The organism is Paenibacillus sp. VTT E-133280, assembly GCF_002264385.1.
Lineage (GTDB): Bacteria > Bacillota > Bacilli > Paenibacillales > Paenibacillaceae > Paenibacillus_AQ > Paenibacillus_AQ nitricinens.
Map to the genome: position 1 here is coordinate 60,554 of NZ_NFUX01000023.1, position 19,597 is coordinate 80,150.

The window sequence follows — 19,597 nt, forward strand, 5'->3', positions numbered from 1 at the left end:
TAGTTTGTTGCAAGATGGGCAAAACTCAAACCCTGAAACCGTTGTTGCACAATCTTTACAGATAGCGTTATCACAAGTTTCATGATGGCCACCTATCATCCGTCCCCGTTCATCTTTAGCAGATGTCCAAGAGTAACCGACTACAAAGTCACATAATTGAGTCGCTTCGTTCTTTCGGCAAAATGTACAGGGATACTTAGGCATTCTTGTAACCTCGCCCATGTCTCAGCCCCCTTATAAGTTAAGTACAGCCAATAATGCAGCCTTACAACGCTGCTCTGGTGTTGCGTGGATCAACTTTAAATCTTCTCTGAAATGAGGCTGCTTATCTTCCCATCCGGTTACCCACTTCAAACTCCATACATATCTTGTTTGCACACCGGAGTTCTTTTGGATTAATTCTGATTCTACCTCCCATGCTGCGGATATGTCCGTTGAATATCTTGGACAAGCTTCCCACGCCTGTTCTTCCGAAAGCCTCCACCAAGCGTTGCCTAAATTCTTTCCTTTTTCGATTGGATTAAAATGATCTCCATCTACTAGTAAATAGAATATTTTGTCGCTAAGGGATGAAGGTTTATTGATGATGGTTGCCTTAAATAGCTCCTTCGCTACGATCGTGTTGAATTCAGTCCCCGGCTCCATCGCCAGTATCTCTTCCCTTGTGAGTGTCATAAATGGTACGCCCTCCATTTTTCGAATTATTTAGTTACCGGTTGGTAATTGGTAATCATCACACTGCCCTTCGGAAGTTGATGTTCATTTTCTATCTCTCTCTCAACTAGAATCCAATTAAATAAAGAAGGGGATCGTTTAAACCGTTTCATTCCTTTCCCATTCCCAACCCCATTTTCTACCACATATATGAATGAATAAAAATACCATTTGCGACGTGTCATTGCTTCGATCCCTCCCATGGTTCATTCAGCCATTTCATAATGCGGTCATACATAGGTTCCGTTTCGCCGTAGCCTGAGTTAAATGACTTTTTATCCTGATCGAATGAGATAGCGAAGCACATCCCATCTCGCATATCCCAGTTTGGACGGACATACTTGATATATTTACTATGTTTGAAGTCTGAACGGGCAAAGCGGTGGTTCTTCCATATTTCCTGCATGATGGCTTTATATTGATCAGGTGTTAATGCGATTTCTGGCGTTTCTTGTGTCATTGGTTATCTCCTTCCTCCTCGGGTGCTGGATCTTCTGGAAACACGATCGGTGTCCAATGCGTGTGATAATCTGGCCAATCCGCATCCAGTGGCGTACCACAATACGGCGGTTCTTCTATCGGAAATGTCCACCAGAGTACATCCCCATAATCTTCGTGCCATTCTTCGATTGATTTCGCTTCGGTCAGAGGTTTAAACCATTCATCAACAATCCATGATGGACCATTTATTGCTCTTTTCAGTGTCTTCTTTAACTCTTCAATTTGATTATTCATGAGTACCTCTTTCCTCACCAGTGGGTGCTGGGGTATCTGGGTAAAGGGAAGCTAAATAAAGCAAATCATCCATCATGTTCAGCATAATGTCGTAGTCGTTTATATCTTCGCCTTTCCCACCAGTAGCGTTGGTGCTTACGATTTCGCGTAATTGTTCCCAAGCCTCTTTCAGACATTGCTCCCGGTACTCTGCTGCCTTTGCTACGCCGTAATTGTGCATTGCAAGCATTCTCCATTCGTCATGAGATTGCTTTAACTGTTCATAGGGCATTGGTGGTGTTTGTATCATTGGGTATTTACCTCCTTGTGTAGATAGAGAGGTATTATTCCTCTCTACCCCTTATACGGCTTGGGCTTGTTCGGTCGATTCGATGGCTTTCAGCCTAAGATTTCGGTCTGATTTTCATACCGTTCTTTTTCACCATGCCCCATACCCAATCAATGCAATGCTCTGCTGCTTCATTTCGTGTAATGGAATCAACTCCAGAATCACCAATCATCTCCATAATTTCACCAAGCTTTTTTGCTTGCTCCTGACCTATTGTTATTGTCTGGCTCATATCCTCTCACCCCTTAATAGATTGGTATTGTGGTGTATTATTAATCCATGCCCCAAACCTTGTCTTTACCGCATCGCAGACAATAGCTGTGGTAATGACCGCGCTTATTAACGATTTTGTGTCCTAGTAACTTGCAGATTAATTTACGCATAGGCGTTCGCCCCTTCCTGCGCTATAGTACATTAAGCTTTTTGATGAACTAAACGAAAATCCACCCAAATTTTATTTAGTGACATTTTTAATCCGTCCTCGTTATGGATGTAACCCTGTTCTAGTAGATAAGGAACATCAGATTGAAAAATCTCACGTTCATGCTCATCCAGCATATTTTCTTCTAGGAAAACAACTTTTTTTATATTCATTTCTTTGCATCCTTTCTGATTTTCTACATGTATCAATCCTGCGGCGCTGAAGTCCCTGCGTTACCAACAATAGTCCAGACACCATCTGGATAAACGTCCAACCAATCACCAATTCCGACTATTTGGTTTTCGACCGCCAAGCCCTGCACACCAGATTTATTTGTGGCGTAGACCACCAATGCCATTTCTCCGGTTTCTTCATCTTTCAGAACATCATGCAACTGTATTTTCACGCCTGTGGTATCAAATCTAGCTTCGACTGTTCTGTTCATACTGTAATTCCTCCTTCATAATCGGGAAGCTCAACCTTCCCGTTCTCGTCGTACACATCAAACAGCTCATTGGTGGCCCTGAGAGTGGACGCTCTAAGCTCAAGGATGCGCTTAAGCGTCTTGCAGGTGTACACCTTCATCCCTTGATAGCGCCCATCCAGCCCGGTGAAGCCGCCACGATAGAAGCGTGCAAAATCACTATGCTTGTAGACCGCGCGGTCATCGCTCATATATGGTCTCTCTGGTATCACAGTTCCGTCAGTCTTGCGTATCTCCGGCAGTGTCTTCGCCTCCGGCTCCTTACGTAAATAGTACATATGCTATTTCTCCCCCTGTATCGTGACATATGCCGCCTCTGCCCTCTCTCTGGGGCTGGCGAGCAACAAACTTGCTATAGCTCTATAGCTTGGTTCTGAACATATCGTGAGTTCATCAGTGTTTACGCACTCATCCAAGTGGTCAATATACGCCTTGTAATTCAATTCCAGCGCCTTTGCCTGTACCTCTAGAGAGGCGGCAGGGTCGCCAACATACCAAGGAGCATCCAACCAAGCCATTCCTTCTGACGGTCGTTCTATCCCGCTATAATCGCCGTCTGGATCTACCAGCATGTAATAGCAGTTCTCTGGCACGTCCTTGTCATAGTAGTAAACTGTATACCCCATCAACTCAGCCAGCTTACGGTTAAGCTCCTGATTGCTTAGTGTCTGTACCTGTAACTGTGTCATGACTCCCCACCTTCCTCTACCTTCAGATCATTCAGAGCTTCAGCACAGGCCCATTCAGCAGATGTAAGTACCGAACGTAGTTCTTCTTGATTGGTGTAACTGTAGGAACTGACAATGATTCTGTGGATACCTTTGATGTGTTCCCGTTGCCGGGCTATGGTCTGCTTAGCATCCCTTAACTCTTGCTGATAGATCTTGCGGTTGTGCTCATAATCGCGGATAGCTTCATCCTTGAGGGCTATGGTCTGCTGTGCCTCTGCCAAATCTTCTTGTAGACCGTACATATAATCTTCATTTCCTTGGCTTATGAAGAGTATCTTAGCTTCAGCAACCTTCCGATTTTTTTCAGCCTCTTTCTGTGACTCTTCTAGAGCAACCAGAAGTTCAGCGATTACAGTTGGCGCGGCGGAAATTAACGGAGCATCTGAGCTGTTGCCTAGTCCGCTCTTTTGGACGAACAGTATATAATCACCATAATCAGCACCACATTCGGGGAATAGACAAGACCCTTCATTTATCCATTTCCATGGACCTGGCGTTGCCTTTGCTAACAGTCCCTTGATCTCCGCGATTCGTTCTGCCGTCAGGGAAACATTTCCTTCGCTCATGGCTGTACCCCTTCCCAATTCCACAAGCCCTGCTGCCCTTTGGCTGGGATTGGCCCCGTCAGACGCCGAAGGGTATCCAATTTCCAGGCGAAAAGCCCCTCCTCATACCATCCAAAAGCGTACTCGTTATTCTCGAAAATCTCCTCGATATCACCTTGTTCATTAATGGATGATGCAAGATTGAGGTGTTCAGCATGGTGATTGATCGGGTATACTCGCTCCAAATTGGTTGTTGCGATTACCGCCCCAGTAGGCAGGTTATTCCCCGTGTATCCGTGCCGAGCCAGTGCTTCTTTAATTTCCGGCACCTCACATGCTTCTTTATCAATCTTCTTCCCTGCATGGATTGCCAGTGGACCGCGGTGCTTTGTGGACCAGCTGCGTGTTTCAAAACGTTTCTCCCCAAGTGCGATCAGTGTCGCCCAGGGCTGAATTATAGTTATTGCTTTCATACTGGTTATGCCTCCCCTTCAATAAATCTTTTAGCGAATCTCAATTGCTGATGGATATATGGATCGGTCTCATTGCCTCCAGAAGCCAACCAGTCGCCTATTCGGGTATTTATGTCCTGTAACACTTTCAGAGGCAGCAGATGAGCTATCTTTGTAATCTCTTCCAAGGGATTCAAACTCTTCAGCTCCTTTATAGGAAAGAGGGTAGTTAACCCTCTCTCAAGATTGCTTACTCGTATTCAGGGTTGCTAAACTCTGTTTCATAGTCATTCATAATGACCTTCGTGCCATGTGTGTAAAGTTTAAACAGCGTTGCTTCAAGTCCGTGCAGGCCGCCCATAATTGTTTTCTTATCAAATGTCTTGTCGGAAATTTGTACACTATTGACGCTTCCGTCTGCATCAAGAACGAGGCGGTATTTACAGCGATAATTAGGTTGATCTGCTTGTGGGTCAAAGTAAATGAAGGCGAGTGTGCTGTGATTTTTATCTGCATGGACCGTGATCTCTTTGTAATCCTCATATTCGAGTTCCCCAAGTTTGAGCTCGTCCTCAACCATTTCTTTGATAATTTCAGAGAATTTAATTGACTCTTGCTTCGTTCCCAGTAACTCTTGCAACTGCTCCTGCATTTTGGCAACACCAACATCATGAATGGATCTTTCCAGTTCTGCTTTGATAGCATCAAGAATCACGTGGTTATAAGATGGAATATCCAATTGTTCAAGATTAATCTGTAGCTGGTTTTTTACGGCTTCTTTCAATCCTTTGCCGAAATCACTCCAGCTTCTCAAAGAGTCTTCAACAACATCCTTAATTGTGTCTTCAAGTTGCTTTTTAATAATTTTTTCTACATACCCTTCAGTGTTCAGTTCGGCCAATTTATCATTGATGATTGCGTTCATATCCATGCTCATTGTTTATCTCTCCTTATGGGCTATGCCCGAATTTTCTTTAAACTCCCGAATCTCATTAGCCTTAGCAATTACTGCTGCTTTTTGCTTTGGTGTTAATACGATATCCATAGCTTCTTGATAATGGTTTTCAGCTTTGGTGTACGCCCTTGTATGAAGTACATTCATGTACTTCCAAAATTTATTGTTACTCAAGGATTTAATTCGCTGGAAGTGTCTGCGCTGTTCTTTTTCGGTCATTTAACTAATCACCTCTTGTTGTTATATGAATTTTTATACCTCTTGTAAGATATATTTCTTTCTTATCCTCCTTTTCATATTGGTGATTGTATTTTTTGAGACGTTAAGAACTTCGGCTGCTTCAGAGTTTGTATATCCATCAATCATCATTGTTGTAACTGTTTGCTCTGATTCGGTTAATGAATCTATAAAATCATCAACATCAATTAGTGTTATATCATCATTAGTTGGTAAGAGATTTGAAAAGTTCAGGTCTTCGTTATCTGACCGAAGCAGCTTTCTGTCCATTGAGATAACCAACTTAGGTTTTCCTTTACAATGGAATGGGGTTCTGATTGCGCACACTTTACTTTGAAGATAACGAATGATATACCCTTTGATATAAGGGACAGCGTATGTCGAAAACTCCTTACCAGGCTTATTAAGTGGATCAAATCGGTCGAACGCAAGCAACAAACCAAAATATCCTTCACTAATTAAGTCTTCTATTTCTACAATATTGGAAGTGCGATTTTCATAATAATTTGCTATCTTCAACACTAATTTTCGATGTTCTTCTACACATTGTTCTTTAGTTCCAAGTATCGGGTGATTATCTCTAATGCGAGATATTTCCATAGCTATTCTGCCCATATGAATCCTCCTAATCTTCGAAACGTTCACCGTAACTATATACTGGTGTTGGCTCCTGTATGGCTCCTAAAGCGTCTGCCATCATAGTTGTGAATATTTGCATATCTTTATCCTCAAACGACTGTAGTAAGCGTATCTCATTAGCCTTAAGGCTCCTACCGGCTGCGGCTGTAAGCAAATCAACAACTGGCTTGATTTGGTTCTGACGATCCTGCTTTTCGCGCTCCTTCTGCTGAAGAACGTTTTGCTTATGATTGAATTCTTCCCAGTCTTTTTCGTCAAACCAGAAGTGATCACCGTATTTCTCACGATATACTGAAATCCAATATTGAAGCAGTTCATCAGTTGTTTGGATTTTGTCATGACAAGGCCAACATACTCGTAGTGCGTTGCTCTTAACGCCTCGCCCTTTTCGACCTCTCGGCCAAACATGATGTGTAGTGGTTGATTGTGCAATTTTGCAGCAAGGGCATATCTCTCCTTGTTCTGCTATAACTTCTGCAAGTACGTCCGTGTCAAATTCACAACGGTCCTTTGAACTTTGACCTTTTTGGTGATGAGCAAGGATACCCTTCTTCCATTCTGGAACTTCCTTTTTAGCTTTTGTCTTTTGCTGATGTAAACTGCTGTAGGACTTCTTTTCTTTAACTTGCTTTTCAGGTTTCCAAAATGTCTGATGTTCCATTGCTCATTCTCACCTCCTATGTCTCGATTTTAGTTCTTGGCTAATGCAGTAACGCTACGGATATTATGTGATTCGTTCTAGATAACCAGCTTGTTCAAGTGTTCTGTAATGCTGTTCTCGTTCAGCTGCTGTGAAGTGAATCGGTAACACAGTATGCGAAGTATAAAAGGCTATTGCCTCTCTGATTTCTTGTGGTTGATCGTCAAGCTCTGCGAGATCAAGCTTTTTCTTATCCATTACCAGCCCTCCAGTACCTTCAGGAAAGTTTTCCTTATCGGTTGTATATTACCTATATACGAATTTACGTTATTCATGATATGAGTATACACCCGACGCAAATATTTGTAAATACTCATATTCGTAATTGCGATAATTAATTATTCGTGTTATCTTTTATACAGGAGGGTTGTATCATGAAAATTAGAGTTAAGTTGGATGAAGTACTGAAGGCTAAAGGCATGACTCAAAAAGAACTTTCTGAATTGACCAAAATAAGACCAGCATCCATAAGCGACTTAAGCAATAACGTCCGTACTGCTATCAACAGAGATCACTTATGTGCCGTTGCTGAAGCTTTGAAAATAACAGATATTCGTGATCTTGTAGATTTCGAGTGAGGGAGCAAGAGGAATAAATCCTCTATGCTCCTTTTTCATGTTTTGTTACCTTTGTTAGCTTCATATCTGGTGGCATTATGGGCTGTCCGTGATGGTCCCAATATGTGTCTGATGGTAATTCTCGATATTTTTGAAGCTCATCTCTATCAAGGAAGTACCTTTTATATACGCCATACTCTCCATCTATCATTTCTACAACTCCAGGATTAAGTTTTTCACTCATGATGTTACATCCCCCAAAGTTATCAGTTGATGATCTACGATATCCAGTTTTAGTTGATTCGGATCATTTTCAATAGCCTTCAACTGTTCAATTTTCCAAAGTAACCCGGATAACAAACTCTTCTCATGTTCGTCAAGGTACTTTTCAATGTCCTCAATTTCTATAATCACTTGTTCTAACATGGTTTACACCTCCGTAGTTCGATATGGAAGAACAATTCTAAAATTGCGTTCGTCGTCAGTTCCTCTGAAAATAATTGGTGACATTTTCCCAGTGAAAGCAATCGTTAACTCTTTCGATGTTATTGACTTCACAGCATCCAAAACATACTTACAATTAAATGAGAGGTTGAATCCTTCACCACTGAAATCTATAAAATCAATAGACTGACTCGTTTTGCCCACACCTTCAACGGATGCTCTAAGTTCAATGTTTTCTCCGACAACCATTCTTACTATTTTCGACTTCTCCTCATCCGCAATAATCCACACACTTTCCAAAGCCTCTAAAAAAAGTTGTCGATCAACTTTAGTATTAGACAGCCATGTTGTCGGTACGATTCGACTAGTATCAGGGTAAACACCCTCAAGTACCCGTGAGCAAAATATAAAACTAGAAGTCTGAATGATAAGTTTTGAATCTAGAAGCTTAATTTTCAGTTTTTCTGTAGGTGCAATTATCTTCATGAGTTCCTTCATTGTTGCGGCTTCAATGATAGTTTGCATATCCTGCATATTCTCAACACTTCGAACAGAAGATGAAAACCTATGACGATCAGTGCTTATTACATGAACCGTGTTTTCACTAAATTTAACAAGCAATCCCATCAGGATCGGCGTCTTTTCCTCTTTAGAAGCAGCAAAGGCTGTTTCCTCTACTAAATCATTCAACGACTTCCCGTCAAACTCTACTGATGGTCCTTCTATGTCTTCAATAAATGCTGGATACTCATCTGGATTCATACTTGGCAAATCATAGGCTCTTTTTCCGTTGGAAATTTTAGTTTCAAGCCCCTTTGACTCAATATCTATAACTCCTTTCATTATTTTTACTATTTCAGTAATTCGTTTCCCCGAAACAGTAATGGAGCCAGACTCAATTAATTGATAGTCATCATCACTTATCTTCGTTCGTAGTATTCGTGTATCATCACCACCTGTTAAGTAAAGACCTTCTGAAGTGGCTTGGATTAGTATTTCTCCCAGTATTGGGATTAGTGTTTTGGATGAAATAAACTTACTGGCCTGTTCCAAAGGCTTGACTAAGACATGTTTATCTATCGATATTTTCACGGTTAACCTCCTGTGTTATAAGAAGTATCTCTACGTCGATTTCTTCCACCAACATGCAATACCTTAACAAATGGTTCAATCCTATCCATGATGCGTGTAGCCTTTAGCTCACGCTGTTTAAGATCAATCGGACCTTTCGAGTCTTTTACATTTACAAAGTGATTAAATAATTCCTTCATGTTAAGGTTTGAGGTGTAGATTGTGGTTTTGGTCTCCATTCGGCTCTGTAATATAGGACTCATTACTTCATCCCTTGTCCAAGATGATAAAGTTTCAGCGCCTATATCATCCAAAATTAATACATCCACCGATTTTAATGCGTCTATTTTAGCTTGTACTTCGTTTGTCGCGATGGAGTCCTTAACCTCTCCCAGATAATCGGGAACGTACACCATGATCACATCGACACCCATTCCAGCTAGTTCATTTGCAATCGCACCTGCTAGTCTGCTTTTACCTACTCCCATAGACCCGTATAAGTACAGACCTTTGTAAGTATTGTTTTTATCAAACCCTAAGCAAAAGTTCATGCTCTCTGCAATCGCCAATCTTCGATATTGATCATGTTCCATTTCTTCAAATGAAGCATTTACAATATGAGCTGGTATGTTATGACTTTTAATCCTCTTTTGATTCAATTCTCTCTTTTCGAATGAAACTAATTTAGAGCACTTCTTTAATCTGAAAATAAGCATCTGTTGTTTTTCGCTAACTTCTTCGTGACTGGAATGCCCCGGAAACTCATTCTGGCAGCCCTTTAAGCCGGGGCATGATTGACAGTGATCAAAGCATGAGATGTGGTTTCCTAGGCTGCTCAAGTCCCTCTTAACGTCTACTAGCTCTGGGTATTCATCCCTAAGTCGCAATACTTCAGGGTGCTTAGAAATTCGATCTATCAAAGCTTCTTTTCTCTCAAAAAAACGATCAGGTAAAATACGTTTAATTTCTTCCCCCATGCCTTTCAATCAATCACCTCCACGTTTAGACCTCATTTCTGCCAACATTTTCTGCATTTCTTCTTCTGTTGGTATGCTTACATGAGATTCAACATCTGGCTCTAATGAGTTTTTATTTTTCGGTTGTTTCTCAGATTCTTCAACGGCCTCAGCGTTTAGTGCATATATAATTCCTTCACAGTAGCTTAGACTTTTGATTTCATCTTTTTTATGTTTAGGCTTGAAGGTGTTAAATGCTTTATCTATACCAGCAAGTGCAATGTGGATCGGCACCACATCTGCAATGAGCTCGTCCAATACAAGCTCGTCCTTTGCCGTTATCTCTAAGCCCTTGCCTCTACGGGTAAGGTATCGATCTGCAACCTGTTTACGATAATCTAATTCATTAGCTACCCGGTTGGAATCGGCATCCCCGGCAGGAACGGCATCCTGGCTTTCTGAATTTGATTCGTTTTGAGTTGTATATGCTTGTCCAATTTCCGAGTCTGATTTTCCTAAACAACAACTAATGTTTTTAATATTGTTTTTAATAATGTCTTTAGACACCCCTTTCTTCTTACAGCCGCAAGGGTTTGAATGCAATCTAGCTTCTCGTTTTAAGAACCTATGGCTTCTTGTTTTGAGAAGTAACCCCTTCTTATTTTGAGAAGCGAATAATAAGTTTCCATATACTACTCGCTTCTCAAGCTTCTTGTTTTGAGAAGAATTTATTTTCTTTTCATCTAGGTTTTTGCTAATCAAATCCTTGAATTTTCTTTCATCCCAACCCTTAACAGGACTGATTTGCCATTGGTCGTAATCCTTATTCACTGAAAAAACATTCCTGCTTTGATCCCACAAAACAACGTTACTATTAGATAGGTAATCTATTTCCTTGCGGATATTTTGATATCCGATACCGCACAATTCGAAATCTTTTAATAAAGGAATAAGTGCTGTTTTCTTTCCACATCCATATGACAAGCGCCATATAAAGAGGATGATGTCCTTCTGACGCTTCGAGAAATCTCGTCGTATGATTTCATTCCATATCTCATTTGCCAGCTTTACAAAGCCATTCTCTGGCTGTGGGTTTGCCAATTAGCTCACCTCAAGTCATTGACCGCGAAAGAACGGTATGTTACTCTGTTGTTGAATATTTATTTTATCTATTGAATGGCCGCGTCCCCAAAACGCGGTCATTTTTATGTTCATTTTCCGCAAAGATACTTGTCTAATCTTCAAAAATAGTTCAAGATCCTCGATTTCCTTATCCAACCAATCTTTTGCTGCATCCAGGATTACGGGGCTTGTCCTAATTAAGCGTAAAGTGTTAAGTCTATGCCAAGCTTCAAGTCGCTTTCTTGATCGTTCAAGAGTCATAAGTAGTCCTCCGGGAGAAAGTTTTGGACGAACTCGATGGCATCCGCAAAATCGATACGGCGAATGTGACTGTATTTAGCCACTTCAAAACGTTCCTTCATTTTGCTCCAGATAAGTCGGCGGTACTTCCCAACCATCTGGTTAAACTTCATATCAGACTCTTTATATCGATGTTTAGTCAATTCATTCGTCTTTAACTTAACAGCTTGCTGCATCTGATAGCACTCCTGATCAGTAAGGGTTACACTATCCCGTACTTCTTGGACCATCATCTGCATATCCTCTACTTTTTCATCCACTCGCGCTTCTTTCTCGGACATTTCATCATTCATTTTTTTCATACCCTCAAACAAAAAGCGAATTGCCGTACCCTGTTTTTCAGTTAGGTTAAGCTGATGCTCAAGCATTCCGAATAAGTCTTGAGTGCTAACTTGATTACTAACCAGCGTCATTTCAACCTACCACCCTTCTGCCGTTTACGGCTGGTCTGATTTGATCAATAAATGATTGGATCATGTCCAAACTCTCATTGATCCGTTTCCTTTCACTGGCACTGGCATTACAAATTGTTTCCAATGCGAATGCTGACAGCCCAACTTTTTGAAGGTATGCTTTGGTGTGGGCGCTAATCTGAAGCACATTCTGGTCTGCCTGAAAGCGTAGGTTTTTAAGTTGCAGCGCGGCCAACTGTTCGTCGAAATCTGCTGGCTGCTGGGCTTTTAGTTGTTCCATCTCAGTTTTTACTCGCTCAAGACCAACCTTTAGTTCCTCAGCCTTGTCTCGTTCAATCTCGATATCTTTTTTCCACTTATCGTCACGTGCCTTGAGTGCTTTCTGAGCTTCCTTATCCTTCTGAGCAATAAATGCTTCATATTCCTCTTGCTGACGTTCTATGGCGGCGTTGACAGCCTCTTCTAACTGATCAGCAGGAATGGAGTCCTTGTATTGCCTCCTAAGGTTTTCTTTCTCCTTCTCTGCGGCTTCGGCCCGAACGTTTGCTTCTACAGCCGCCAGTTCAGCTGCTTCCATTCGTTCTTTTGTTTGGGTAAAAGCTTTATGTGTGCTTATAAGTCCAGCATCAAGTTCTTGGATGATTTCTGGAGTAGCATGTTCTGAAATAAACTTGGCTTTATCATAATTTCGACCACTACCAAATCCAGATTGTTCAGCAACAATATCTCTCACTTGACCTTTACCATCCTCAGGCAAGTTTTCCTTGTCAGATGAGGTCATTCGCTCCTTGGCCTTAAGTCGCTCCAATTCCTCGACTTTCTTGGCATATACGATTCTCTCTGAAAAGGTAAAGTCTCTACGGTGTTCATTTTCCGAGATTTCCAATTGTAGTTGATGAGCGTAATCACGTACCTCCATGACGTTGACCTCTACCCGGTCCCACCCTAGATGCTTGTGAGCTCTTAGACGCCGTTCTCCGGCTATCAATTGGTATTCCGAAGTTACGACAATAGGATTTATTAGGCCGTTCTGTGCAATGTCATGAGCTAGCTCTTCGATTCCGCCGAAGTCCTGACGGATACGATCACTTACTTTGATCTTGCTGATATCAATGAGCAATGTGATTCTCCTTCCAAAGAGGTGACTTATATTTCTTTAGGCTTTTTATGAAAGCTATAATTTTGTAATAATCCATCCAACATTATTCAATGCTTGTTCTCTTTTCTTAGGGGCTTGTCCACTCATGGAGGCTCTTACGAGTCCTCCTCAACCTCTTCGCTGACAATAGGTATCAACTTAGCCGCTCTTTCCAATGCTTTAGCACATAAGTCATAGATAAATTCTTGTACATCAGGTGGAAATTGATCGATGTGCATTGTCACCCCTCCCTGTATATGTGTATGAAGAATGCGATCTAGGACAACCCTAATTTTTATCCAACACAGCTTGTCTTTGTAGAATTTCGCTAAAAGCGGACTCGGGGCCAAAAAAAATGAAATCTTGCTTCGTATAATAAATACGCTCGATTTCCCATACTTTTTTTTGTGAAATTTTGGTTGAGTCCTCTTCCCATATTCGCAATGTAGCATCGCTAATACCCAGCATTTTAGCAGCATCTTTCTGAGAAAGACCTAACCTAACTCTTAACGATCTTAATGTATTTTTGAGGTATGCAGGGGTCGCATTCATATGTAATCACCTCCTTGGGACTATATTATTACGCTTTTAGCGAAATGTAAATACTTTTTTTCGTTTTAAGCGGAATTATTTTCGTCAATTCCGTTGTATTTTTCGTTTAAAGCGATATAATAATAAGTAAATATATTCAAAGGAGTGCGGACAGTGGAAGAGAAAAATCTACAAGAAATATTTTCAACAAATTTGCTTTTACTTAGGAAAAGCAAGAATATGACTCAAGGTGATCTCGCTGATATATTGGGCGTTGGGATCTCCACTGTATCCGATTGGGAAAAGGCTAAAAAGTATCCAAGAGCCGGCATTATTGAAAAGATCTCAGAATATTTTGATATATCAAAGAGTCGATTATTTGAAGAAGCTAAGAGCTTATCGAACCTTTATGAAGATAAGGCAGAATTACTATCTTTGCCAGTAGTTGGTCGTGTATCATGCGGTAACGGAACAATAGCTTATGAAAATATCGATGGGTATGAAGAAACTCCTCGCTCCTGGACTAATGGAGGGGAATACTTTTACCTTAGAGCCTCTGGCGACAGTATGATTAACGCTCGTATATTTGATGGTGATCTCCTCTTAATACGCAAACAAGAAAACATCGAAGATGGGGAGATTGCTGCCGTGCTCATCGATGATGAGGTGTATCTTAAGAAAATATATAAAAATGACGGACTACTTATCTTGCAATCTGAAAATCCGACATATCCTCAAATTACAAAATCTGCTTCAGACCATCAAGATATAAGAATAATTGGAAAATTAAAAAGAATAATCATTAAACTTTAAGAGGTGAGAATATTGACTGTTGCGATATACATAAGAGTATCAACAGACGAACAGGCAGAGCAGGGATATTCCATTGATTTTCAAAAAGAAAAACTAATCCATTACTGTAAATCTCAAGGCTGGGATGACTATAAGTTATACATAGACGATGGGTATACAGGTACAAATATGGATCGGCCAGCTTTGAAGCGAATGCTTCGCAATATAGAGGACAAGAAAGTTACAGCTGTATTAGTTTACAAACTAGATCGTCTAAGTCGAAAACAAAGAGATATATTAGAACTTATTGAAGATAAGTTTGAGAAATTCGGTGCTTCATTTACTTCTTCTGTAGAGAAAATCGACACATCTACAGCTTTCGGTAAGGCGATGCTTGGAGTATTAGCGGTATTTGCACAGTTAGATCGAGATATGATCATCGAAAGAACAACTGCTGGTAGGAGACAACGGGTCAGCACAGGTAAATGGTATGGAGGAAGGGTTCCATTTGGGTACAGTTGGAATAAAGAACTGCAATTACTTGAGGTCATACCTGAAGAAGCAAGGGTAATTCAAGAAATATATAATCTTTATCTCAATGGACATTCCAGACTATCAATTGCAGAGTGGGCAGCTCCCAGAGCTCGCAGTAGGACGATTGATCATGCTGTCGTTCGTGAGATATTATGCAGACAGATATACACAGGAAACATTGGATATGTTGGTAACGTCTATGATGGAACACACGATGCTATAATTACTCAAGAAATTTGGGATGCCGTACAAATAGAAATTGAGAAAAGAAAGGAAGGAATGACACCGATCGGTGAATACCTGTTGACCGGATTATTAAAATGCGGTGTTTGTGGCGTTAATATTGTTCATGTAAGAAGAAAATCGAAACATGCAGATAAAGAGTACATTTATGAACTTTACGCATGTAAAGATCAACATGTACGCCCGAAAGAAAGAACCAAAAAAGAAGGTTGTAAAATGGGTTACATTCGGCGAGATGTCGTTGAAAAATCGGTGATAGATCAGATTAAAGAAATTGCGGTTAATCCAAATCGACTACTAGAAAAGTCAAAAAAGAAAAGGAGCGAAATAGCTAGTTTCGATGAGCAATATTCTCTTCTAACAGAACAATTGAAAAAGGTTAACACGAATCTTGAAAATTTATATGATGCAATACAAAATGGAGATATTAAAGCTTCAGCTGTAAGTAACAGAATTAAAACCCTCGAAGAACAACGCGACATCTTGGAAGAGGATATAGACGATCTTATCGATGTTAACCCCAAAAAAATAGATGAAAAGAAAACCTTAATAATGTTCCAACAAATTGGGCAAGCCTGGGATCACTTCACCGAAGATGAGAAAAAAATAGCCATCCGCAAACTAATAAAATCTATTTCATTGGTAAAAGGCCAGCCTCCCCAAATTGAATGGGTTATTTAAACCCATTTCTTCATTTTTTTTATGTTTCAACAAGACGTTTCACAAAATGAAATCCCAATACGATTTCGGGCTGAGTAAAATATACGAGCTCGTTATTAACTCCAACCCTTGTTATGCCTTCCTGCTTGATGGGAACTCGCTGATTCAGAACAAACTGATCGTAGCTCACGTGCTGGCACACTGCGATTTTTTCAAAAATAACATGCGTTTCTCTATGTCCAACCGGGATATGGTCGAGAGCATGTCAGCTACAGCGGACCGAATCGCCGGTTATTCAGTGACCTACGGCACCGATGCTGTGGAGAAGTTCATTGATTCGGTGCTGGCCATTCAAGAGCATATAGATCCCAGCCTCATTCAGCCGCGCAAGCTGGGTAAGACCCATCTGCTGGAAGCCAAAATGAAGGAACTCAAGGATGCCCCTCTGGGTGGCTCCAAACCAGCCAATCCGTACGACGAGTTATGGAATCTAGACAAGAGCAATTCTGGACCACAGGAAGCATCATCCGGAAATCGTGCGTTCCCACCTGAGCCGGAAAAAGATATCGTCTGGTTTATCCAGCAATATTCCACCGTCTTGGAGGATTGGCAGCGAGACATTATGACCATGCTCCACGATGAAATGCTCTACTTCTGGCCACAAATGGAGACGAAGATCATGAACGAAGGCTGGGCTTCGGTCAGCTAAGGTGCTTAAATTCATACACAAAACCGCCTCCAACATAGAGGCGGTTTTTTAGGTATTCATTATTGATTTATCTAAATTTATTAAGTAAACGCCTACCTAACTCCATAAACTTCTGATAACTATTTCTTTCGTATTTCGTGACGTAATCTGTAGATCTAAGTTCTAATCTATTTCCATCACGAAGAAAAACCGAGTATTGAATCTGATTGAACTGGTGCCCATGATAAGTTTCAGTGTATTCAGAGAGACTACACTCAACATTTACAACTTCCTTTATATTTATTCGTTTCAAAACTACGCAATTATCTGACTTATCATCCATAATTATCTCACCTTGCGTTAGCCCCGTTGAATCAAGTGAAAGAAAAATAAAGCCTGTTTGTTCGTAATTTAATTTTGCTAGAAAACTTTCATTCTCGAAATTATCCAATCCAGTTGCATCAAGAACCTGTTTACCAACATTATAATTTCTCAACCAATGAATAAAGTCATCATAATTATCAGGTTTAAACAAATCATTCACCCTTCCAAATCATTATGATTTAAATGATTGTGCTAATGAAGATGACCAAATTGCTCGCACTATTTGTTCTGGAGTAACCGCTTTGACCTTTGTCATAAAGCTTAGTGTCATTTCGAGTGAGAGTTGGTTATTCTGGTCTACGTGAATATTAATAATCTCATTCATAGAACTGTCTGACCTCGTACTTATATGGTTACCATAACTTAGGCAAATTGAAGAAGAGCCATGCCCTAAACCACCAATCCAAATTTTCACACCTGATACTTGAGTCCCGTTCAAATAAAGAAAAAACACTTCTTTCTGGTTATCAATTTTATCATTACTAAATTCGAATCCAGAGAGCTTTTTGCTCATTTGATTAAATAGTTGTCCAAACAGATCACAAATATCAATAAAACTCTGGTTAATGAATTTCTTTTTATCCAAATCGCTTACGCCTCTCGCAATAGGTAATTCCAAATCATCAAAAACACTCTTTATTTTCAATGTTTCTACTGCTTGCAACTGTGAATTAACTTGGTCCCTTACACCAAAATCAGGAATGTCTCCTAATGGAGCTTTTTCAAATTTACCTTTTTTGTAGATACGTCGAATTAATTCATCCAATTTTGACTTATATTCTATATCCTGACTAAAGTTGATGGCATAATAATCACGCAAATGGTATGGAAACACATCCGAATAATCTCCCTCACGCATAACAAAGATGAATTTATCAGGCTCTGTCCTCAAGGCTGGTAATGATAACACAGTTTCAAAGCCAACTCCACCTTGCAAACTGTCTGATTTTTGGGCATACGATTTAGTGAGTACTACAATAACGTAATCATTATCACGTATCGCTTTTATCATCATAGTATTTAAATTCACTGTCTTATCTTGAACCTCAAATTGATCACAGGTAGCATCCACACCACCCTGTGATCGCAAGTCATTTACAAGGGATCTAATCCATTGTTCATGAGCAGGTCCGTCCCAACTGTAACTGATGAATGCGGTATATCTTTTATCCATTTCCCTCTCTCCTATATATATCATTTCCCTACAGCGATTATAGAACATAAGTTCCCTACCAACAAGCTAGTTTATGCTTTAGAAACAACTAATTTAGTAAACAAGCAAATGTGGTATATGTTAAGGTGCTTAATTCAGCCTACATTTCAACAAGAACCTGAGACAAGCATAATAGGAGTTACTACAATCTAATGATGGAGTAATCGTATCCCACACCTAAAAACGCTGAGTTGAAGGTTGAGATTCGTACACTTGATTTACAAAGGACAATCAAAATCTATATAGTTTTCAGACACGCCCTAGCAGACCCTGCATCGTATATCGCTGAAATAAGTTTTTTCCTGCATGATTTTCTTAAGATATTATATCGTGAGGAACATCTTCTTTAGTTATTAACATTAACGATTCTTTAGTAATAGGCTCCGTCAACCTAGACAGTCTCTTCGATTGATTCAGCGTTATATCATCAAATATATTCCGAACAAGACGACCATTTGAAAAGTGATCATTTTTTTCATTTAATTTCATTTGTAACACATTACGGACTTTTTCGATTGCCTCCTCTTGGGCAACATAATCATTTTGATTGCACGTGTAATTGAATATTTGAACAAGCTCATCGAGTGAGTAATCACTGAATGAAATAAATGTATTGAATCTTGACTTTAATCCTGGATTGGATTCAAAGAACTTCTCCATTAAATTTGTATACCCAGCTACGATCACAACTAGGTCATCGCGATAATCTTCGAGAGCTTTTGTTAACTCAGTAAGGCTTTCTCTCCCATAACTATCACTATGATCATTCTCTGTTATGCTATATGCCTCATCAATAAATAGGACTCCACCTTTTGCACGATTAATTAATCTTTTCACCTTAATTGCTGTTTGTCCTTGATACTCAGCAATTAAATCGGTCCTGCTCGCTTCAATGAATTGACCTTTACTCAGTAATCCGATAGCTTTGTACATTCTCCCAACAATACGAGCCACTGTAGTTTTAGCTGTACCAGGATTTCCAAGAAACGCCATATGTAAGGTTTTGTTAGACTTCTTTAGTCCGTTTTTCTCCCGTAAATGTTGAACTTGATTAAAATCAATCAAATCACGGACTTGCTGCTTCACATTTTCGAGCCCAACCAATTCATCTAATTGGTTAAGTAGCACATCTAGTGAGACATTCGACGACTCTTTTAAGTCCTGGAAAATTCCATCAACTTTTGATGCTCCAAGATACTTATATAACATCTCAACAATTTTTTCTTGCTTTTGTTCCATGTTAGGTAAGGATTGTTTCTTAGTTAAGATACCTAAGTTTTTGATTAACTCTAATACAGCCCTATCATTTTGTTCATCAGTTATTTCTCGAACTAATCGTTCAAAATCAGATGTTTGTCCCAAGAAAACATCTAACTGCTTAGTTTCTTTAATCAGCTGGTATTTGTAATTCTCTGAAATCATCATAAAACCCCACTTATTATCAAAACTACTAGAATACATATGATAGTGATAGTAGTAAATGAAATAACTTGAGTAGTCTTCAACCCTTTTGATAAGATTCTTGTCAAAAGACTAAGCTCTGCAATCTCATTTTTGGCCCTTGATAATTCAGATTCAAGATATGCAGATATACTTTCTGCTTGTTGCTC

Annotated in this window: 35 protein-coding genes and 1 pseudogene; 4 read left to right on the forward strand and 32 right to left on the reverse strand. The window is 39.9% G+C overall.

Going from position 1 to position 19,597, the window contains the following annotated elements:
- Window positions 1-234 precede the first annotated feature (234 nt).
- The 19 genes from CA600_RS12500 to CA600_RS31220 all read right to left on the reverse strand — a co-directional run bounded on the left by CA600_RS12500 (window position 235) and on the right by CA600_RS31220 (window position 7,139).
- Window positions 235-675 carry a BC1872 family protein gene (locus CA600_RS12500; protein ID WP_094870475.1) on the reverse strand — a complete coding sequence of 147 codons (441 nt, stop codon included), beginning with the start codon at window positions 673-675 and terminating at the stop codon, window positions 235-237.
- A gap of 26 nt (window positions 676-701) precedes the next feature.
- Entirely contained in the window at window positions 702-899 is a 198-nt protein-coding gene (locus CA600_RS12505; protein ID WP_094870476.1) for a hypothetical protein, read from the reverse strand.
- Window positions 896-1,174, reverse strand: coding sequence for a hypothetical protein (locus CA600_RS12510; RefSeq protein WP_094870477.1), 279 nt, complete (start codon window positions 1,172-1,174; stop codon window positions 896-898). The genes CA600_RS12505 and CA600_RS12510 overlap by 4 nt, the downstream gene beginning before the upstream one ends.
- Complete coding sequence (locus CA600_RS12515) at window positions 1,171-1,449, reverse strand: hypothetical protein (protein WP_094870478.1); 279 nt, start codon at window positions 1,447-1,449, stop codon at window positions 1,171-1,173. The genes CA600_RS12510 and CA600_RS12515 overlap by 4 nt, the downstream gene beginning before the upstream one ends.
- The gene (locus CA600_RS12520) at window positions 1,442-1,738 is read right to left on the reverse strand and encodes a hypothetical protein (protein WP_094870479.1); all 297 of its coding nucleotides are present in this window, start codon (window positions 1,736-1,738) and stop codon (window positions 1,442-1,444) included. The genes CA600_RS12515 and CA600_RS12520 overlap by 8 nt, the downstream gene beginning before the upstream one ends.
- Before the next feature lie 94 nt (window positions 1,739-1,832).
- Window positions 1,833-2,009, reverse strand: coding sequence for a hypothetical protein (locus CA600_RS31210; protein ID WP_170880378.1), 177 nt, complete (start codon window positions 2,007-2,009; stop codon window positions 1,833-1,835).
- Between the two features lie 40 nt (window positions 2,010-2,049).
- A complete protein-coding gene (locus CA600_RS32195) occupies window positions 2,050-2,160 on the reverse strand; it encodes a DUF1660 family phage protein (RefSeq protein ID WP_143812141.1) in 111 nt (36 codons plus the stop codon).
- A gap of 31 nt (window positions 2,161-2,191) precedes the next feature.
- Complete coding sequence (locus tag CA600_RS12525; protein ID WP_094870480.1) at window positions 2,192-2,371, reverse strand: hypothetical protein; 180 nt, start codon at window positions 2,369-2,371, stop codon at window positions 2,192-2,194.
- A gap of 32 nt (window positions 2,372-2,403) precedes the next feature.
- Window positions 2,404-2,643, reverse strand: a complete 240-nt coding sequence (locus tag CA600_RS12530) for a hypothetical protein (RefSeq protein ID WP_094870481.1) — start codon at window positions 2,641-2,643, stop codon at window positions 2,404-2,406.
- A complete protein-coding gene (locus tag CA600_RS12535; RefSeq protein WP_094870482.1) occupies window positions 2,640-2,960 on the reverse strand; it encodes a hypothetical protein in 321 nt (106 codons plus the stop codon). The genes CA600_RS12530 and CA600_RS12535 overlap by 4 nt, the downstream gene beginning before the upstream one ends.
- A gap of 3 nt (window positions 2,961-2,963) precedes the next feature.
- Complete coding sequence (locus CA600_RS12540) at window positions 2,964-3,371, reverse strand: hypothetical protein (protein WP_094870483.1); 408 nt, start codon at window positions 3,369-3,371, stop codon at window positions 2,964-2,966.
- Window positions 3,368-3,979 (reverse strand): hypothetical protein, encoded by a 612-nt coding sequence (locus tag CA600_RS12545; protein WP_094870484.1) that lies wholly within the window; start codon window positions 3,977-3,979, stop codon window positions 3,368-3,370. Before CA600_RS12545 ends, CA600_RS12540 begins: the two co-directional genes overlap by 4 nt.
- A complete protein-coding gene (locus CA600_RS12550; RefSeq protein WP_094870485.1) occupies window positions 3,976-4,431 on the reverse strand; it encodes an ASCH domain-containing protein in 456 nt (151 codons plus the stop codon). The genes CA600_RS12545 and CA600_RS12550 overlap by 4 nt, the downstream gene beginning before the upstream one ends.
- Before the next feature lie 5 nt (window positions 4,432-4,436).
- Window positions 4,437-4,607: a DUF6877 family protein gene (locus CA600_RS31215; protein WP_179281606.1), complete on the reverse strand. Its 171-nt coding sequence runs from the start codon at window positions 4,605-4,607 to the stop codon at window positions 4,437-4,439.
- A 53-nt stretch (window positions 4,608-4,660) separates the two neighbouring features.
- Entirely contained in the window at window positions 4,661-5,347 is a 687-nt protein-coding gene (locus CA600_RS12555) for a hypothetical protein (protein WP_256989826.1), read from the reverse strand.
- Between the two features lie 3 nt (window positions 5,348-5,350).
- Complete coding sequence (locus CA600_RS12560) at window positions 5,351-5,584, reverse strand: hypothetical protein (protein WP_094870486.1); 234 nt, start codon at window positions 5,582-5,584, stop codon at window positions 5,351-5,353.
- Between the two features lie 33 nt (window positions 5,585-5,617).
- Window positions 5,618-6,217 carry a sigma-70 family RNA polymerase sigma factor gene (locus tag CA600_RS12565; protein WP_094870487.1) on the reverse strand — a complete coding sequence of 200 codons (600 nt, stop codon included), beginning with the start codon at window positions 6,215-6,217 and terminating at the stop codon, window positions 5,618-5,620.
- A 10-nt stretch (window positions 6,218-6,227) separates the two neighbouring features.
- Window positions 6,228-6,902 carry an HNH endonuclease signature motif containing protein gene (locus tag CA600_RS12570; protein WP_094870488.1) on the reverse strand — a complete coding sequence of 225 codons (675 nt, stop codon included), beginning with the start codon at window positions 6,900-6,902 and terminating at the stop codon, window positions 6,228-6,230.
- A 63-nt stretch (window positions 6,903-6,965) separates the two neighbouring features.
- Window positions 6,966-7,139, reverse strand: a complete 174-nt coding sequence (locus CA600_RS31220; RefSeq protein ID WP_179281607.1) for a hypothetical protein — start codon at window positions 7,137-7,139, stop codon at window positions 6,966-6,968.
- 176 nt (window positions 7,140-7,315) lie between these two features.
- Between CA600_RS31220 and CA600_RS12575 the strand changes: the two genes are divergently transcribed.
- Window positions 7,316-7,519 carry a helix-turn-helix domain-containing protein gene (locus CA600_RS12575; RefSeq protein WP_076202818.1) on the forward strand — a complete coding sequence of 68 codons (204 nt, stop codon included), beginning with the start codon at window positions 7,316-7,318 and terminating at the stop codon, window positions 7,517-7,519.
- Between the two features lie 22 nt (window positions 7,520-7,541).
- Here CA600_RS12575 and CA600_RS12580 read toward each other — a convergent pair whose 3' ends face one another.
- The 9 genes from CA600_RS12580 to CA600_RS12620 form a co-directional block, all read right to left on the reverse strand.
- The gene (locus tag CA600_RS12580; protein WP_094870489.1) at window positions 7,542-7,742 is read right to left on the reverse strand and encodes a hypothetical protein; all 201 of its coding nucleotides are present in this window, start codon (window positions 7,740-7,742) and stop codon (window positions 7,542-7,544) included.
- On the reverse strand, window positions 7,739-7,924 hold the full coding sequence (locus CA600_RS12585) for a hypothetical protein (protein WP_094870490.1): 186 nt from the start codon (window positions 7,922-7,924) through the stop codon (window positions 7,739-7,741). The genes CA600_RS12580 and CA600_RS12585 overlap by 4 nt, the downstream gene beginning before the upstream one ends.
- 3 nt (window positions 7,925-7,927) lie before the next feature.
- The gene (gene dnaN / locus CA600_RS12590; protein WP_094870491.1) at window positions 7,928-9,034 is read right to left on the reverse strand and encodes a DNA polymerase III subunit beta; all 1,107 of its coding nucleotides are present in this window, start codon (window positions 9,032-9,034) and stop codon (window positions 7,928-7,930) included.
- Between the two features lie 2 nt (window positions 9,035-9,036).
- The gene (gene dnaI / locus CA600_RS12595; protein ID WP_256989828.1) at window positions 9,037-9,990 is read right to left on the reverse strand and encodes a primosomal protein DnaI; all 954 of its coding nucleotides are present in this window, start codon (window positions 9,988-9,990) and stop codon (window positions 9,037-9,039) included.
- A 9-nt stretch (window positions 9,991-9,999) separates the two neighbouring features.
- Window positions 10,000-11,070 carry a replication protein gene (locus tag CA600_RS12600; protein WP_094870493.1) on the reverse strand — a complete coding sequence of 357 codons (1,071 nt, stop codon included), beginning with the start codon at window positions 11,068-11,070 and terminating at the stop codon, window positions 10,000-10,002.
- 278 nt (window positions 11,071-11,348) lie between these two features.
- Window positions 11,349-11,804 carry an ORF6C domain-containing protein gene (locus tag CA600_RS12610; RefSeq protein ID WP_094870495.1) on the reverse strand — a complete coding sequence of 152 codons (456 nt, stop codon included), beginning with the start codon at window positions 11,802-11,804 and terminating at the stop codon, window positions 11,349-11,351.
- Between the two features lies 1 nt (window position 11,805).
- A complete protein-coding gene (locus CA600_RS12615; RefSeq protein ID WP_094870496.1) occupies window positions 11,806-12,924 on the reverse strand; it encodes a ParB N-terminal domain-containing protein in 1,119 nt (372 codons plus the stop codon).
- 134 nt (window positions 12,925-13,058) lie between these two features.
- The gene (locus CA600_RS31790; RefSeq protein WP_256989827.1) at window positions 13,059-13,181 is read right to left on the reverse strand and encodes a hypothetical protein; all 123 of its coding nucleotides are present in this window, start codon (window positions 13,179-13,181) and stop codon (window positions 13,059-13,061) included.
- 49 nt (window positions 13,182-13,230) lie between these two features.
- A complete protein-coding gene (locus CA600_RS12620; protein WP_094870497.1) occupies window positions 13,231-13,494 on the reverse strand; it encodes a helix-turn-helix transcriptional regulator in 264 nt (87 codons plus the stop codon).
- Window positions 13,495-13,647: 153 nt separating this feature from the next.
- Between CA600_RS12620 and CA600_RS12625 the strand changes: the two genes are divergently transcribed.
- The 3 genes and pseudogenes from CA600_RS12625 to CA600_RS12635 all read left to right on the forward strand — a co-directional run.
- Window positions 13,648-14,286 (forward strand): LexA family protein, encoded by a 639-nt coding sequence (locus tag CA600_RS12625; protein ID WP_094870498.1) that lies wholly within the window; start codon window positions 13,648-13,650, stop codon window positions 14,284-14,286.
- Between the two features lie 12 nt (window positions 14,287-14,298).
- Window positions 14,299-15,723 (forward strand): recombinase family protein, encoded by a 1,425-nt coding sequence (locus CA600_RS12630; protein ID WP_094870499.1) that lies wholly within the window; start codon window positions 14,299-14,301, stop codon window positions 15,721-15,723.
- A gap of 25 nt (window positions 15,724-15,748) precedes the next feature.
- Window positions 15,749-16,402, forward strand: a pseudogene (locus CA600_RS12635) (SpoVR family protein); the annotation flags it as partial.
- 76 nt (window positions 16,403-16,478) lie between these two features.
- Here CA600_RS12635 and CA600_RS12640 read toward each other — a convergent pair.
- From CA600_RS12640 to CA600_RS31540, 4 genes are all read right to left on the reverse strand, one after another.
- Window positions 16,479-16,925, reverse strand: a complete 447-nt coding sequence (locus CA600_RS12640; RefSeq protein ID WP_094870500.1) for a hypothetical protein — start codon at window positions 16,923-16,925, stop codon at window positions 16,479-16,481.
- 21 nt (window positions 16,926-16,946) lie between these two features.
- Window positions 16,947-17,948 carry a toll/interleukin-1 receptor domain-containing protein gene (locus CA600_RS12645; protein ID WP_179281608.1) on the reverse strand — a complete coding sequence of 334 codons (1,002 nt, stop codon included), beginning with the start codon at window positions 17,946-17,948 and terminating at the stop codon, window positions 16,947-16,949.
- A 354-nt stretch (window positions 17,949-18,302) separates the two neighbouring features.
- The gene (locus CA600_RS12650; protein WP_218832773.1) at window positions 18,303-19,412 is read right to left on the reverse strand and encodes an AAA family ATPase; all 1,110 of its coding nucleotides are present in this window, start codon (window positions 19,410-19,412) and stop codon (window positions 18,303-18,305) included.
- The coding region (locus tag CA600_RS31540; protein ID WP_218832774.1) for a hypothetical protein at window positions 19,409-19,597 on the reverse strand (189 nt) is incomplete at its 5' end. The genes CA600_RS31540 and CA600_RS12650, both read right to left, overlap by 4 nt.